Annotated in this window: 14 protein-coding genes; 4 read left to right on the top strand and 10 right to left on the bottom strand. The window is 56.5% G+C overall.

Annotation, left to right across the window (positions count from 1 at the left end):
- Window positions 1-8 precede the first annotated feature (8 nt).
- Complete coding sequence (locus F3J37_RS23270) at window positions 9-1,139, bottom strand: YbfB/YjiJ family MFS transporter (RefSeq protein WP_166936121.1); 1,131 nt, start codon at window positions 1,137-1,139, stop codon at window positions 9-11.
- Window positions 1,140-1,243: 104 nt separating this feature from the next.
- Here F3J37_RS23270 and ptrR point away from each other — a divergent pair, with 104 nt between their 5' ends.
- Genes ptrR through fghA form a run of 3 tightly spaced genes read left to right on the top strand, consistent with a single transcriptional unit; the run spans window position 1,244 to window position 4,181 of the window.
- Window positions 1,244-2,155 (top strand): putrescine utilization regulator PtrR, encoded by a 912-nt coding sequence (gene ptrR, locus F3J37_RS23265; protein WP_038645851.1) that lies wholly within the window; start codon window positions 1,244-1,246, stop codon window positions 2,153-2,155.
- 46 nt (window positions 2,156-2,201) lie between these two features.
- Entirely contained in the window at window positions 2,202-3,326 is a 1,125-nt protein-coding gene (locus F3J37_RS23260) for an S-(hydroxymethyl)glutathione dehydrogenase/class III alcohol dehydrogenase (RefSeq protein ID WP_034824931.1), read from the top strand.
- A 12-nt stretch (window positions 3,327-3,338) separates the two neighbouring features.
- On the top strand, window positions 3,339-4,181 hold the full coding sequence (gene fghA, locus F3J37_RS23255) for an S-formylglutathione hydrolase (protein WP_166936119.1): 843 nt from the start codon (window positions 3,339-3,341) through the stop codon (window positions 4,179-4,181).
- Window positions 4,182-4,324: 143 nt separating this feature from the next.
- On the opposite strand, the gene F3J37_RS23250 is transcribed toward fghA, so the two are convergent.
- The 6 genes from F3J37_RS23250 to F3J37_RS23225 all read right to left on the bottom strand — a co-directional run bounded on the left by F3J37_RS23250 (window position 4,325) and on the right by F3J37_RS23225 (window position 9,662).
- Window positions 4,325-5,113: an ABC transporter ATP-binding protein gene (locus tag F3J37_RS23250; protein ID WP_034824935.1), complete on the bottom strand. Its 789-nt coding sequence runs from the start codon at window positions 5,111-5,113 to the stop codon at window positions 4,325-4,327.
- Window positions 5,113-6,192, bottom strand: a complete 1,080-nt coding sequence (locus F3J37_RS23245) for a FecCD family ABC transporter permease (protein ID WP_034824944.1) — start codon at window positions 6,190-6,192, stop codon at window positions 5,113-5,115. The genes F3J37_RS23250 and F3J37_RS23245 overlap by 1 nt, the downstream gene beginning before the upstream one ends.
- Before the next feature lie 174 nt (window positions 6,193-6,366).
- Window positions 6,367-7,833 (bottom strand): amino acid permease, encoded by a 1,467-nt coding sequence (locus F3J37_RS23240; protein WP_034824946.1) that lies wholly within the window; start codon window positions 7,831-7,833, stop codon window positions 6,367-6,369.
- A gap of 137 nt (window positions 7,834-7,970) precedes the next feature.
- On the bottom strand, window positions 7,971-8,837 hold the full coding sequence (yieE, locus tag F3J37_RS23235) for a DNA-binding transcriptional regulator YeiE (RefSeq protein ID WP_034824948.1): 867 nt from the start codon (window positions 8,835-8,837) through the stop codon (window positions 7,971-7,973).
- 9 nt (window positions 8,838-8,846) lie between these two features.
- Complete coding sequence (locus F3J37_RS23230) at window positions 8,847-9,224, bottom strand: YkvA family protein (protein WP_034824950.1); 378 nt, start codon at window positions 9,222-9,224, stop codon at window positions 8,847-8,849.
- Window positions 9,225-9,344: 120 nt separating this feature from the next.
- Window positions 9,345-9,662 (bottom strand): hypothetical protein, encoded by a 318-nt coding sequence (locus F3J37_RS23225; RefSeq protein ID WP_034824952.1) that lies wholly within the window; start codon window positions 9,660-9,662, stop codon window positions 9,345-9,347.
- 229 nt (window positions 9,663-9,891) lie between these two features.
- Between F3J37_RS23225 and nfo the strand changes: the two genes are divergently transcribed.
- Window positions 9,892-10,737, top strand: coding sequence for a deoxyribonuclease IV (gene nfo, locus F3J37_RS23220; protein WP_034824954.1), 846 nt, complete (start codon window positions 9,892-9,894; stop codon window positions 10,735-10,737).
- A gap of 51 nt (window positions 10,738-10,788) precedes the next feature.
- Here nfo and fruA read toward each other — a convergent pair whose 3' ends face one another.
- From fruA to fruB, 3 genes are read right to left on the bottom strand one after another with little or no spacing between them, the layout of a single operon-like run.
- Window positions 10,789-12,483 carry a PTS fructose transporter subunit IIBC gene (gene fruA, locus F3J37_RS23215; protein ID WP_166936117.1) on the bottom strand — a complete coding sequence of 565 codons (1,695 nt, stop codon included), beginning with the start codon at window positions 12,481-12,483 and terminating at the stop codon, window positions 10,789-10,791.
- A 16-nt stretch (window positions 12,484-12,499) separates the two neighbouring features.
- Window positions 12,500-13,438: a 1-phosphofructokinase gene (fruK, locus tag F3J37_RS23210; RefSeq protein WP_038645831.1), complete on the bottom strand. Its 939-nt coding sequence runs from the start codon at window positions 13,436-13,438 to the stop codon at window positions 12,500-12,502.
- A complete protein-coding gene (fruB, locus tag F3J37_RS23205) occupies window positions 13,435-14,565 on the bottom strand; it encodes a fused PTS fructose transporter subunit IIA/HPr protein (protein WP_166936115.1) in 1,131 nt (376 codons plus the stop codon). The genes fruK and fruB overlap by 4 nt, the downstream gene beginning before the upstream one ends.
- Between the last annotated feature and the right edge of the window lie 33 nt (window positions 14,566-14,598).

Raw genomic sequence — 14,598 nt, 5'->3', positions numbered from 1 at the left:
AAAGCTTTTCATGGTGCCGAACGGCGTAACACCAGTAAGCCCGCCAGAATCAGTGCGCCACCCGCTACCCACAAGGCAGGATCGAGGCGTTGCCACAGCAAACTGGAGATCCATGACAGCAGCGGCCCGCCCAACTGACCGACCGCGTAGCCGGTGGTCAGCAGACCGGCCAGATAGCGCGCGTGATGCGGCGCCAGCTCGCGACCGTATTGCAGCGTCAGCTGCACCACACATAAGAACCCGCCGCCGACTAACAGCGCGCTAATCAACAGCCCATCCAGCCCCGGCAGGACAATTGCGGAGATCACGCCCAAAGCCTGCGCCCAGAGCACGATCGCCAGCCGCAGATGGCTGCTGCCCCAGCGCCGCGTCAAAATGCCGAGCACGATGCCGATCACCGCCGCACCGCCAAACACCGGCCAGACAAACTGCGCCAGCGCACTGTCCGGGAAACGCGCGGCGGTCATCTGCGATAAGAAGGTTGCGGGCAGAATGTAACCAAAACCGGCGAGACTGTAGCTCAGCACCAGGCGTTTCAGGTTACCGTTGAGCACCAGCGGCGCAGGCGCCTGATCGGGCCGATGTAACTGTCCCGTGCGCGGTAAAAAACGCGCAATGGCGGCGATGAACAGTAGCGCCAGCAAACCATAAGCCGCCCAGCCCAGTGCCGCGCTGGCACCGCTGGCATGCAGCGCCACCGCCAGCATTCCGCTGATGAAAATCCCGGTGCCGGGTCCGGCAAACACCGCCGCCGACAAGCCTGGCCGTCCATGATGCAGCAGTTGCTCATTACTCCAAGCAGCGATCAGCACCATGGCCCAACCGCTGGCACCGCCAATCACAAAGCGGATCAAACCGTGCAGCCACGGCCCGCTGACGCAGGCAGAGAGCAGCGTCAGGATCACCGCGCCCCACACACCAGCCTGCAGCCGCCATTCGACACGCTTATGCGCGCGCATGGCATCAAAGGAGCCACACAGATAACCAAGATAGTTGAGCGCCGCCACCAGACTGGCGCTGGTCAGCGTTAACTGATGGTCCTGAATCATCAATGGCACCTGCGGGGTGAAAGCAAATCGCCCAATCCCCATCGCAACCACTAAACTTAAAAACGCGCTCAGCGCGACACGAAACGCCATTCCCACTCCCGTTCAGATTCTTTTAGCACTTGTTATTAGCATGCATGACGATTACACTCACAAAAAGTGAATAATATTAACCAAGTTGTTTACGGAAAGAGAATATGGATTTAGTACAACTCCGCATGTTCTGTTCTGTGGCTGAAACCGGTTCGCTGGCGCGCGCCGCGGAGCTATTGCATCGCGTGCCCTCTAATCTCACCACTCGTCTGCGCCAGCTGGAAGAAGAGATTGGCGTCGACCTGTTTATCCGTGAGAAGCAGCGTATTCGATTGTCGCCAATGGGCCACAATTTCCTGAATTATGCTCAGCGCATCCTTAGCCTGAGCGATGAGGCGCTGAATATGGCCCGTGCCGGAGAACCGGGTGGGAACTTTGCCTTTGGTTCGATGGAGAGCACCGCCGCGACCCGTCTTCCTGGCCTGCTGGCGGCTTATCATCAACGATTTCCCAACGTGGCGCTATCGCTGGTGACCGGCACCTCGGGCGATATCATCGATAAAGTGCGCGCCGGTACGCTGGCGGCCGCGCTGGTGGATGGCCCAGCCACCCATGACGATCTCAACGGCTGCATCGCCTTTCGCGAAGAGATGGTGCTGATCACCAGTCTCGATCACGACCCGATTACCAGCGCCCGCGACACGCAGCATGACACGCTGTTTGCCTTTGGTAACAGCTGTTCGTATCGCACCAAACTGGAGTCCTGGTATCGCGAAAGCCAGACCTCACCGAAAAGCGTGATGGAGATTCAGTCTTACCACGCGATGGTGGCGTGTGTGGCAGGCGGTGCGGGCGTGGCTATGATTCCGGCGTCGGTCCTGACGCAGATGCCCGGCCGCGCGCGCGTGCAGGAGCATGCATTGCCACCCGCTTATCGCGATACCGCCACCTGGCTGATGTGGCGCCGCGATGCCTTCACGCCCAACGTGGAAGCGCTGAAGTATTTGATTATTGAAATGTTTGATGACCGCCCACTTAACGATGAGTTGCTGCATCCGCTGCAAACCGCTGAGTGAGTTTTTAATTTTAAGTAAATCACGACATCTGAAGAAGAGGGATTGCATGAACATGATTAAAACCCGCGCTGCCGTTGCCTGGGCAGCGGGCGAACCGCTGAAAATCGAAGAAGTGGATCTGATGCCACCGCAGAAAGGTGAAGTGTTAGTGCGCATCGTCGCCACCGGCGTGTGCCACACCGATGCTTACACCCTGTCCGGTAAAGATCCGGAAGGCGTGTTCCCGGCGATCCTCGGTCACGAAGGCGGCGGCGTGGTGGAAGCGGTGGGCGAAGGCGTCACCAGCGTGGCGGTTGGCGACCACGTGATCCCGCTTTATACCCCAGAGTGCGGCAAATGTAAGTTCTGTCTGTCAGGCAAAACTAACCTGTGTCAGGCGATCCGCTCCACCCAGGGTAAAGGCCTGATGCCAGATGGCACCACCCGCTTCTTTAAAGACGGCAAGCCCATCTTCCACTACATGGGGACTTCAACGTTCTCTGAGTACACCGTGGTGCCGGAAATTTCACTGGCGGTGATCAGCAAAGAAGCGCCACTGGAAGAAGTGTGCCTGCTGGGCTGCGGCGTGACCACCGGCATGGGCGCCGTGATGAATACCGCCAAAGTGAAAGAAGGCGATACCGTGGCGATCTTCGGCCTCGGCGGCATTGGTTTGTCAGCGATCATTGGCGCGAAAATGGCGAAAGCCGGTCGCATCATCGGTATCGACCTGAACACCAGCAAATTCGATCTGGCGCGCAAACTGGGTGCCACCGATCTGATCAACCCGAAAGATTACGATAAGCCGATTCAGGATGTGATCGTTGAGCTGACCGACGGCGGTGTGGACTTCTCCTTTGAGTGCATCGGTAATGTGAACGTGATGCGTTCCGCGCTGGAGTGCTGCCACAAGGGCTGGGGCGAGTCAGTGATTATCGGCGTAGCCGGTGCCGGTGAAGAGATCTCCACGCGTCCGTTCCAGTTAGTGACCGGTCGCGTATGGCGCGGTTCGGCGTTTGGTGGCGTGAAAGGCCGTACCCAGCTGCCGGGCATCGTGCAGGATTATCTGGACGGTAAGTTCGCGCTGAACGATTTCATCACGCACACCATGCCGCTGGAAGAGATTAACGAAGCCTTTGATCTGATGCACGAAGGGAAATCCATTCGTTCGGTTGTGCATTTTAACAAGTAAAAAGGAGGCGTTATGGCATCCACTCTGGAACTGCTGGAAGAACATCGTATCTTCGGCGGCTGGCAGCAGCGCTGGCGTCATCAGTCGGCGGTGCTGAACTGCCCGATGACCTTCAGCATTTTCCTGCCGCCACCGCAGGATGACACGCCGCCGCCGGTGGTATGGTTTCTCGCCGGACTAACCTGTACCGACGAGAACTTCACCACCAAAGCCGGTGCGCAGCGTGTTGCCGCTGAGCTGGGGCTGGTGCTGATTATGCCGGACACCAGCCCACGCGGTGACGCAGTGGCCAACGACAGCGGTTACGATCTCGGTCAGGGCGCAGGTTTTTACCTCAACGCCACGCAGCAGCCCTGGGCGGCGCACTATCGTATGTTCGATTATCTCAGTGAGGAGTTGCCGGCCCTGGTGGCGGACAACTTCAAAGTGAGCGATCGTCAGTCGGTAATGGGTCATTCGATGGGCGGCCATGGCGCGCTGGTATTGGCGTTGCGTCAGGGTGGACGTTTTGCTTCGGCATCTGCGTTCGCTCCAATCGTCAATCCAACCGAAGTGCCGTGGGGACAAAAAGCGTTCACCGCTTATCTGGGAGAAGATCGCCAGACCTGGCGCGAGTGGGACAGTTGCCTGCTGATGCGTGAAGTGGAACAGCGCTTACCGATTCTGATCGATCAGGGTGATAGCGATCAGTTCCTCGCCGATCAGCTGCGTCCGGATCGCCTCGAAGCGGTAGCGCGTGAGCAAGGTTTCCCGCTGGAGCTGCGCGTGCAGCCGGGCTATGACCACAGCTACTTCTTTATCGCCAGCTTTGTCGAGGACCATCTGCGGTTCCACGCGAAGCATTTGTTGGTGTAGTTCACGTCAGTTGATGTGGAGACAGTAAGGGCGCACCAGGTGCGCCCTTTTTTAGCTGTGGCAGACTGCGATTGGCTAAAAAGCCGCATCGACATTCACCCTCGGCCTTTCTTGATGTTGAGCCTGAGCTTCTTTTCCGGCGTTTAAGCCAGCGATTCCGCCACCAGCCCATCGATCATCACCTGCGGCATGCCCTGCGAGCAGTGTTCAATACGCCCGCGTACGCCATACACCTGCGCCAGCGTGTCCGGCGTGATTACCTGTGACGGCTCGCCGTCAGCCAGCAAGGTGCCCTCTTTCAGCATCAACGCGTGATCGGCATGACGCAGTGCAATGTTGATATCATGCACCACGACCACAGTCACAATATTGCGCAGACGGGTTTCGCGACGTACTAAATCCATCACGTGGAACTGGTAATTAAGATCGAGCGCACTCAGCGGTTCATCCAGCAGCAGCAGTTCCGGACGGCGAATCAGCGATTGCGCCAGACCCACCAGCTGTTTCTGCCCACCCGACAACTGGTCCAGATAACGCATCGCTAAGTGGGCAATGCCCAGCTGTTCCAGCAGATGCATAATCTCGGCTTCACTTGATGCGCTGTGTAAGCCACCGGACGCACGTTGCGCCACGATGATTGACTCCAGCACATGCAGATGCACGCCTGCCGGCAAACTTTGCGGCAAATACACCACGCGCTGGGCACGACGGGCAAACGGCTGTGACATCAGCTCTTCGCCATTCAACCACAGTTCGCCCTGCCCTTTGCTCAGGCCCGCCAGTGCGCGCAGCAAGGTAGACTTACCGCAGCCGTTAGGTCCAAGTAGTACGGTGATTTTGCCGCGTGGCAGCATCGGCACGTTAAGATCTTCAATGACTTTACGCTTCGGATAACCGGCGTAGAAATGGCTGAGACCTAATCCCTGTTCCATTACACCGTCCCCCGATGACGCAGAATAATACTCAGGAAGAATGGCACGCCAACCAGTGAAGTGACGATACCCACTGGAATGATCACGCCTGGAATCAGGTTCTTCGACGCTACCGAGGCCAGTGACAGCACCAGTGCACCGACCAACGCACTGGCCGGCAGATAGTAGCGATGATCTTCACCAAACATCATACGAGCGATGTGCGGTGCCACCAGGCCAATAAAGCCAATCGGCCCGACAAAAGCCACCGCCAGCGCGGAGAGAATACTGATGCGCAGTAGCGTGGCGAGGCGCAAGCGGCGCACATCAATGCCGAAACTCACGGCACGATCTTCACCCAGGCGCAGCGCGGTCAGTTTCCAGCTGCTGAGCATCGAGAACGGGATCAGGATGGCGAAAGCCGCCGTGAGCACGCCGAGTTTTTCCCACGAAGCGCGCGCCAGGCTGCCCATGGTCCAGAACACCAGACCCTGCAAGGTATCTTCACTGGCGATAAACTGCATCATCGAGACCAGCGCGTTGAAGGTAAACACCAGCGCGATGCCAAACAGCACCACGCCCGACGTTGACACTTTGGTCCAGCGCGTCACGCCATCCAGCATCAGTGCGGCAAACAGCGCAAACACAAAGGCGTTCGCCGAGATAAACCACTGGTCTGGCACACCGGGAATACCGATGCCGAGAATAATTGCCAGCGCCGCGCCGAAAGCGGCCGCTGAAGAGACGCCGAGCGTAAACGGACTCGCCAACGGGTTATTGAGGATAGTTTGCATCTCAGCACCCGCCAGACCCAGCGAAAAGCCGACGACGACAGCCATCAACGCATAAGGTAAGCGGATATCCCAGACGATCACGCGCGTGCCCGCATCCACTGCATCAGGATGGGTGAGCGTTTGCCACAGGGTGTCGAGGGAGAGGCCCGCCGGGCCAAGCGTGAAATCAAGAATCACTGACGCCAGTATTGCCAGCACCAGTACGCCAATCAGCATCAGGCGCTGACGTAACACCTGACGATAACGCGTCATGGTATCGGCTTCGCGGTTATTTTCCGCCAGCAGCGCGGAATCCGTGGTCTGCATTGTTCTACCTGTTTCTTATCGAAATCATAACGGCAGCCACAATAGTGCAGGTGATAATAATTATCAATTATATCTGTATGACAAAGCCCAAAACGTTGTAACACGGTTCATCTTTGCCAAAAAAAAACGCCGCTAGCCAAAGGTAGCGGCGTTATGTCACCCACGTTTAACGCATTACTCTTTAAACGTCGGGAATTCCATTTCGCTGTACTTCACGAAGCGCGATCCGCGTGCCAGCTTGTAACCGAGCCAAATCAGCAGGAACAGCGGAATGCCGATGTAGGTCGCCGCCACGCCATACCAGTCAATACGATCCGCCAGAAACGCCTGGTAGTTCTGACCCAGTGTAATAATCAGGCACAGCACGAAGGCGAAAATCGGACCGAGCGGGAAGAAGCCGGAACGGTATGGCAGAGCCGCTAAATCATGCCCTTGCGCCACGTAGCCGCGACGGAAGCGGTAGTGGCTAATCGCAATACCCAGCCAGGCGATAAAGCCGGTCATGCCTGAGGTATTCAGCAGCCACAGATAGACTTCCTGGTTGCCGAACTTCGAGCTCAGGAAGCACAAACCCGCCACCACGGTGGTGGCAATCAGGGCATTACGCGGCACACCGCCTTTCGACAGTTTGGCAAAAATACGTGGAGCTTTGCCTTCCTGCGCCAGGTTGAACAACATGCGCGTTGAAGCGTACATGCCTGAGTTACCCGCTGACAGCACCGCCGTCAGGATCACCGCGTTCATTACCGCCGCTGCCGACAGTAATCCGGCATTCTGGAACACCAGTGTGAACGGGCTGATGGCGATATCAGTGACATCGTTATGCAGCAGTTTCGGATCGGTGTACGGCAAAATCAGGCTGATAATCAGAATCGCAAAGATATAGAACAGCAGAATACGCCAGAACACCTGACGCACGGCGCGTGGAATATTTTTCGCGGGATCCTGTGATTCACCGGCTGCGATGCCGATCAACTCTGTACCCTGGAACGAGAAGCCGACAATCATCGCCACGCCAATCATCGCGGCAAAACCGCCGGCAAAAGGTGCGTCGCCCACGGTCCAGTTATGCCAGCCGGCGTTTTCTGCACCGCGCATAATGCCGACGATCATCAGCACACCCACCACGATAAAGATGATGACGGTGGCAACTTTGATCAGCGAGAACCAGTATTCCGCTTCGCCGAAGCCTTTGACGGAAATGTAGTTAAGCAGGAACATCAGACCAAGGAACAGCGCGCTCCAGATCCAGCCCGGCGTATCCGGGAACCAGTAGTTCATCACCAGTTGCGAGGCGACGAGATCAACGGCGATGGTGACCGCCCAGTTGTACCAGTAGTTCCAGCCGAGCGCGAAGCCGAAGCCTTCTTCAACGTATTTAGAGCCGTAGGTGGCGAAGGAGCCAGAAACCGGCATAAACGCCGCCAGTTCGCCGAGGCTGGTCATCAGGAAGTAAACCATCAGGCCAATCAGCGCGTAAGAGAGTAATGCGCCACCGGGACCTGCCTGAGAAATGGTGGCACCCGAGGCGACAAACAGGCCGGTACCGATGGAACCGCCAATGGCGATCATGGTGAGATGGCGCGCTTTTAATTCACGGCGCAGCCCAGGTTGTTGTGTTGTTTTTGAGTCATTATGCATGTGTAAACGCTATGCTGGATAAAAATAAGGCGCGATTGTAGCAGCTAACCCCAGGCTGTATAGCATTCACGTCGGGTTATTAGTTACCTTCATAATCGGCGCGAAATTATTAGCCGTTTACGTAATGACAGCCGCGATTACTCGCGGCAATAGGAGAGAAATCGACTTAGCGCTTTCGACAAATGCTTCTGCCGATGATGAATGCGATACAGCGTGCGCGTCAGGCGTGGTAAGGGTACAGCCACTTCCACCAGCGTGCCCGCCTCCAGCAGATCGCTGATCACCCGGCGCGATAAACAGCTGATGCCCATGCCGTGACGCACCGCATGTTTGATTGCCTCAGAATTGCCCAGCTCCATGCCGAGTTGAAACTGCGGCAGGTGAGACAACAGCAGGTAATCAACAATTTCACGCGTGCCCGAACCGCGCTCACGCAGGATCCAGGGGGCGGCCGCCAGTGATGCCAGCGTAATCGGCTGTTGCAGGATCTCAGCATCAGGCGCGGCAAACACCACTAGTTCATCTTCCAGCCATGCTTCGCTAACGATATCCGGCTCGTGACACGGCCCTTCAATCAGGCCGATATCCACACGGAAATCCGCCACTGCGTTAATCGCATCCTGGCTGTTGCCGACGCTCAGTTCGAGCGGCAGCGTGGGGAAGTCACGACGATAGGCGGCGATCATCCCTGGCAGTAAGTAGTTGCCGATGGTGCTACTGGCAAACAGACGAATGGCGCCATTATCCTCTTTAAACAGCTGTTCGATCTCGCCGGCCTGTTCCAGCAATCCGACTGCGCGTGGATAGAGCAAACGACCATGCTCGTTCAGGGCCAGTCGTTTGCCGACACGATCGAACAGTTGCACCCCGAGCTGGTTTTCCAAATCGGCCAGCGCCGCACTGACCGCAGACTGCGACAGTGCCAGTACCTGCGAGGCCTGGGTGGTTGAACCGCTTTTCAACACTTCGGTAAAGACTTCAATCTGACGCAGCGTGATATGCATGCGCCCTCCTCACATTGCGTAACGCTTCACAAGATAAGCCACCACCGCTAACCAGACGATCACCGTCAGGAAGAATCCTGCCCAGCTGACAATCTTTTTGCCGCGTGCCCGCTGGACATCAGCCCGTTCTGCGCTGCTGATGCGAATTTCACGAGGAAGCAAACGCAGCAGGATGATCACACCCAGCGGGACGATAATGGCGTCGTCGAGTAAGCCGATAATGGGAATGAAATCAGGAATGAGATCGATGGGGCTGAGTGCATAGGCGACAATGCCAAATGCCAACAGCTTAAACCACCAGGGGGTACGCGGATCGCGGCAGGCAAACCACAGCGTGAGCACATCGCGTTTAATTAAGCGTGCCCAGCGGCGCAAGCGCTTCAACATCCCGACTCTTCCTTATTAGTTATACTGGTCAATGGACAATATATTACCAATTTAACTTTTAAACCAGTCAGGTTTAGGCGCAGGCAAGCAGCCGCCAGGAGATTGTCGGCGGAGTGTGTGTCAGGCTTTCATACCGATCAGTTCTTCCAGTTCTGTGTCACAGGCCGTGAACTCATCGGTAATGGTGCGAATCAGCCAGTCCTGATAGCCAAAGTTTTCCCGGCGGGAATAAAGGCATTCAGAGCGGTACAACTTTTTCGGATCGCTGGTATTGACTCCATAACGATAAAAATGGACCAGCGAGTTGTCGGTATCAGGCACAGCAAGCGTGAATCCGACTGCGCCGTTTCCATTATAAAAAAGGGTGACTGAGTCGGTTTTACCTAAAGTTAATTTATGGATTACGTTGAATTTTTCATGCTGTAAAGCGGTATCCAAAGTACTTCTATAAGCTGTTTTCATGGTTATAGTTAAAATTTTCTAATTTGTTAAACTATAGTTAACCAGAAAAAAAGCGCACCTGCTAACTTTGGTAGGTGTGTTCATCTTTTGGATAAGTGTTTACCCGTGCCGTTTTTCTCCCCACGAGCGATGCAACATTTCATGGCGGTAGCGCATCCGCTATGATGTGCCCTTTGCAGCAGCAATCGCCAACCAGGAGAGCGGCATGAAATATATCGGCGCACACGTCAGTGCATCAGGCGGCGTAGACCAGGCAGTTATCCGTGCCCACGAACTCGAAGCCACAGCCTTTGCGCTGTTCACCAAAAATCAGCGCCAGTGGAAAGCCGCCCCGCTTTCAGGTGAAGTGATTGATGCCTTCAAAACCGCCTGTGAGAAATACAACTTCACTTCCGCGCAGATTTTGCCGCATGACAGCTACCTGATTAACCTCGGCCATCCGGTGATGGATGCGCTGGAGAAATCCCGAGAGGCGTTTCTTGATGAGATGCAGCGCGCCGAGCAATTGGGGCTGACATTGCTGAATTTCCACCCTGGCAGCCATTTGAAGCAGATTGAAGAAGAGGCGTGCCTGAAGCGCATCGCCGAATCGATCAATATCGCGCTGGATAAGACCCAGAACGTGGTGGCAGTGATTGAGAATACCGCCGGTCAGGGCAGCAACCTTGGCTTCCGTTTCGAACACCTCGCCACCATTATTGAGCACGTCGAAGATAAATCTCGCGTCGGCGTGTGTATCGATACCTGCCATGCATTTGCTGGCGGCTACGATCTGCGGACAGAAGAAGCCTGCGTGGAGACCTTTGCCGAATTCGAACGCATCGTTGGTTTCCAGTTCCTGCGCGGCATGCACCTGAATGACGCCAAAAGCACGCTCGGCAGCCGCGTGGATCGCCATCACAGCTTAGGTGAAGGCAACATTGGCAAGACGGTGTTTAGCTGGCTGATGAAGGATAAGCGCTTTGATGGCATCCCGATGATTCTGGAAACCATCAATCCGGATATCTGGAAAGATGAGATTGCGTGGCTGAAGTCGGAACAACAGGCGTAAAACAGACAGCAAAAAGGGAGCCGCAGCTCCCTTTTTCTTATCCCGTGAAAATTACGCGGCTTTCGCCAGCTCTTCTTCCGGACGTTTCAGAATCGCGTAACCGAGGCCAGCCACTGCGGTACCAATCACAATCGACATCAGATAACCCAGCACCGGGGTGATTGCACCCGGGATCAGCAGTACAAACAGACCACCGTGAGGTGCCATCAGTTTCGCGCCAACCAACATGGATACCGCGCCAGTGATTGCACCGCCGACGATGCAGCAAGGCAGCACACGCATAGGGTCACGCGCCGCAAACGGAATTGCACCTTCAGAGATGAAGCACAAGCCGAGCACCAGTGCCGCTTTGCCCCCTTCCTGCTGACCTTTGTTGAACTTACGACGTGCAACAATTGTTGCCAGGCCCATCGCTAACGGTGGCACCATACCGGCGGCCATGATCGCGGCCATCGGCGCATAGGTTTGCGAACTCAGCAGGCCAACACCGAAGGCGTACGCCACTTTGTTCACCGGGCCACCCATGTCGGTACACATCATGCCACCGAGGATCGCGCCCAGCAGTACCGCATTGGCGGTGCCCATGTTCGCCAGCCAGTGCGTCAGACCGCTCATGATGCCCGCAACAGGTTTACCCACCACGTAAATCATCAGCAGGCCGGTAATTAAACTCGCTACCAGCGGAATGATCAGGATCGGTTTTAACGCTTCCATACTTTGCGGCAGTTTAACTTTGCTGCTCAGCATCTTCGCGGCGTAACCGGCAATGAAGCCAGCGATGATACCGCCAAGGAAACCGGCGTTAATGCTGGTGGCGATCATACCGCCAATCAGACCCGGAGTCAGACCCGGACGGTCGGCAATCGAGAAAGCAATAAAGCCGGCCAGCACCGGTACCATCAGCGCGAAGGCACTGCCGCCACCAATCTGCATCAGCGCAGCCGCTAAGGTGCCCTGCTCTTTAAATGCGGTGATACCAAAGGCAAAGGAGAGCGCGATGCTCAAACCACCCGCTACCACCATCGGCAGCATGTAGGACACGCCGGTCAGCAGGTGACGATAAGCACCGGCTTTCTCTTTGCTGTCGCTTTGCGTGCTGGCTGACGCGTTGCCGCTCGGTTGATAGGTTTTGGCTTCAACCTGCGCTTTATCCAGTTCCTGCGCGGTTTTCTTCAGCGCAAGGCTGGTTGAGGTGCGGTACATCGGCTTGCCAGCGAACTTCGCCAGGTCCACATCGATATCTGCTGCCACGATCACCAGATCGGCCGCCGCCACCTCTTCAGGGGTGATGGCGTTGCCGGCCCCCACGGAACCACGGGTTTCGACTTTCACCCACCAGCCGCGTTTGGTCGCTTCTGCCTGAATCGCCTCAGCCGCCATAAAGGTGTGCGCTACGCCGGTTGGGCAAGCGGTGACCGCAACAATGCGTTTCTGACCGGTGCTCTGAGCGGCAGCAGGAGCAGTAACCGCCGCAGCGCCATGCCAGACCTTGGCACTGGCTTTAGCCTGATTAATGGCCGCCAGCGGATCGCGCAGCGCCTGCTGCACATCGACCAGCGCCACGGATTTGCCTGCCAGTTGTGCATCGTTCGGCACAGCATGGCCAGCAACCAATACCAGTTCAGCATCGGCCGCGTTGTCAGTCAGCGTCAGGCCAGCCTGTGCTGCGGTTGCGCGCAGACGTTCTAAAGCCAGATGTCCTGATGCCAGTCCCAGTGAAGAATCTTTTATCAGCAGCGTTTTCATTATCGCTCTCCTGCTGTTAGTTAACGGGTTGTAAGTCGACGCGCGCCATCATCGCGGCCAACTGGGTACGATCGGTCACACCAACGTTGCTCTGGCTCACCGCCATCGCAGCCACTGCGGTAGCCAGACGCAAGGTATGCTCGCTGGATTCACGCATCAGCAGCCCGTAAATCAGGCCGCCGACCATTGAATCTCCCGCGCCTACGGTGCTGACCACTTCACAGGCTGGTGGTTTGGCGATCCATTCGCCAGAGGCGTTGACCCACAGTGCGCCTTCCGCACCAAGGGAAATCACCACATGGGCAATGCCCTGCTCACGCAGTTCATGCGCGGCTTCGATCACATCCTGCAAGGTTGGCAGTTTGCGGTCGGCCCAGATTTCCAGTTCACGACGGTTCGGCTTCACCAGCCACGGCGCGGCTTTCAGCCCCGCCACCAGCGCTTCACGACTGCTGTCGAAAATGATGCACGGACACAGGGTGCGCAGATCGCTCATCCATTTGGTGAACGCTTCCGGCGCTACGCCTGCTGGCAGGCTGCCGCTGACGCACACCATGTCAAATTGTCCCAGCCAGGTCAGCGAATCGGCAGTGAAGCGATCCCAGTCCTGCGCGGTGACGTTAAAGCCGGAGAAATTCAGGTCGGTAACTTCACCGTCTTTCTCCGTCAGCTTGACGTTGATGCGGGTACGGCCCTGCACCACCTGAAAACGGTTGGCGATACCCAGCTCGCTGAACAGCTGCTGGAAACCATCCTGATTCTCTTTGCCGAGGAATCCACCGACGGTGACGTCGATACCCAGGTCTTTCAGCACTTTGGCAACGTTGATGCCTTTACCCGCCGCGTGCAGACCGGTGGTTTTCACCAGGTTAACTTCACCACGTTCGATTTCTGGCGTATAGCCCACCAGATCGTAAGCGGGATTCAATGTGATTGTGGCAACGCGGCGGCTCATGCGACCCCCTCGCCCAGGCCAGAATTGATGGCCTCTTCGATGGCATTCAGCGCCTGCTGTGCATCTTCACCGCTGGCGGTAAAGCGCAGGCGATGGCCTTTTTTCACGCCCAGCGCGACAACTTTCATCAGGCTGCGTCCGTTGGCCGGTTTGCCGCTGCCGTCAAGGTTGGTGACGGTGATGTCACTGTTGAACTGTTTAATGACCGTAACCAGCGCAGTACCCGGACGTGCGTGCAGTCCGTGCTCGTTGCGGATAGTAAATTCAGCCACCAGTTGATCCGCGCTTTCGTCCACTTCACTGGTCAGCAGCGCGAGGATGCCTGCCGCGTCGGCTTTCAGCAGACGTTCAGCTTTGTTGCTCAACAGCAGATTGCTCAGATAACCCAGCACTTCCAGCGGACGATCGTCAGTGGCGGCCACGGTCAACAGCAGCGCCACATTTTCGCCCTGATGCACGAATGGCGTGGCGGTACGGCTGACTGCGATGGCGCTACCAAGGTTGCCATTGGCGCTGTCACTCAGCCAGATGCCCTGTCCGAGGCTCAGCGGCGTTCGCGAAACCGCATCCGCCACAAACGCCGCTTCAACAGCTCCTGCAGCCTGTAAACGTCCAGCGTTCAGCGCCTGCAAGGTGATGAGATCGCTGGCTGCAACGTCAACCGCAATCAGCGAGGTATCGAATTTGAACTCAGCCGCCTGCTTTTCACCCATCAGGATGGCACGGAGATCATCGGCTGAAGCGGTTTTCAACTGCTCTGCGATACTGTCATCGCTCAATACGTGAGTCAGCTGGCGCAGCAGCGCAAGATGTTCATCTGATTTTGCCGCGATACCGATGGCGACATAAGCCGTTTGCCCGTCACCCCACTCCACGCCCTGCGGGAACTGATAAACCTGTACGCCGGTCTTCAGCACCATATCGCGCGTATCGGTGGTGCCATGCGGAATGGCAATACCATTCCCCAGGAAAGTGGTGGTCTGCTGTTCGCGCGCCAGCATGCCGTTAACGTAGCCTTCCGACACATTACCGGCTGCGGTTAACGCAGCGGCAACCTGACGGATAGCCTCTTCTTTATTTTGTGCACTGGCACAGGTATGGATGGCCTGAACGTCGAGCTGGAACATATTTCTCCTCGCTTGCTGAAATTGAATCGTTTC

The sequence above is a fragment of the Candidatus Pantoea communis genome (assembly GCF_011752685.1).
GTDB classification, from domain to species: domain Bacteria; phylum Pseudomonadota; class Gammaproteobacteria; order Enterobacterales; family Enterobacteriaceae; genus Pantoea; species Pantoea communis.
The sequence above is the reverse complement of the archived record's forward strand: the minus strand, read 5'-3'. Positions and strand labels throughout refer to the sequence as shown.

What these genes read in the sequence shown, in the direction of transcription:
- F3J37_RS23230 (WP_034824950.1), bottom strand. Translation starts at nt 9,224, where the DNA reads ATGTTGAAGCGCTTGCGCCGCTGGGCACGCTTAATTAAACGCGATGTG.
- ptrR (WP_038645851.1), top strand. Translation starts at nt 1,244, where the DNA reads ATGGATTTAGTACAACTCCGCATGTTCTGTTCTGTGGCTGAAACCGGT.
- fruB (WP_166936115.1), bottom strand. Translation starts at nt 14,565, where the DNA reads ATGTTCCAGCTCGACGTTCAGGCCATCCATACCTGTGCCAGTGCACAA.
- fruA (WP_166936117.1), bottom strand. Translation starts at nt 12,483, where the DNA reads ATGAAAACGCTGCTGATAAAAGATTCTTCACTGGGACTGGCATCAGGA.
- F3J37_RS23260 (WP_034824931.1), top strand. Translation starts at nt 2,202, where the DNA reads ATGAACATGATTAAAACCCGCGCTGCCGTTGCCTGGGCAGCGGGCGAA.
- F3J37_RS23245 (WP_034824944.1), bottom strand. Translation starts at nt 6,192, where the DNA reads ATGCAGACCACGGATTCCGCGCTGCTGGCGGAAAATAACCGCGAAGCC.
- F3J37_RS23250 (WP_034824935.1), bottom strand. Translation starts at nt 5,113, where the DNA reads ATGGAACAGGGATTAGGTCTCAGCCATTTCTACGCCGGTTATCCGAAG.
- fghA (WP_166936119.1), top strand. Translation starts at nt 3,339, where the DNA reads ATGGCATCCACTCTGGAACTGCTGGAAGAACATCGTATCTTCGGCGGC.
- F3J37_RS23270 (WP_166936121.1), bottom strand. Translation starts at nt 1,139, where the DNA reads ATGGCGTTTCGTGTCGCGCTGAGCGCGTTTTTAAGTTTAGTGGTTGCG.
- F3J37_RS23240 (WP_034824946.1), bottom strand. Translation starts at nt 7,833, where the DNA reads ATGCATAATGACTCAAAAACAACACAACAACCTGGGCTGCGCCGTGAA.
- nfo (WP_034824954.1), top strand. Translation starts at nt 9,892, where the DNA reads ATGAAATATATCGGCGCACACGTCAGTGCATCAGGCGGCGTAGACCAG.
- fruK (WP_038645831.1), bottom strand. Translation starts at nt 13,438, where the DNA reads ATGAGCCGCCGCGTTGCCACAATCACATTGAATCCCGCTTACGATCTG.
- yieE (WP_034824948.1), bottom strand. Translation starts at nt 8,837, where the DNA reads ATGCATATCACGCTGCGTCAGATTGAAGTCTTTACCGAAGTGTTGAAA.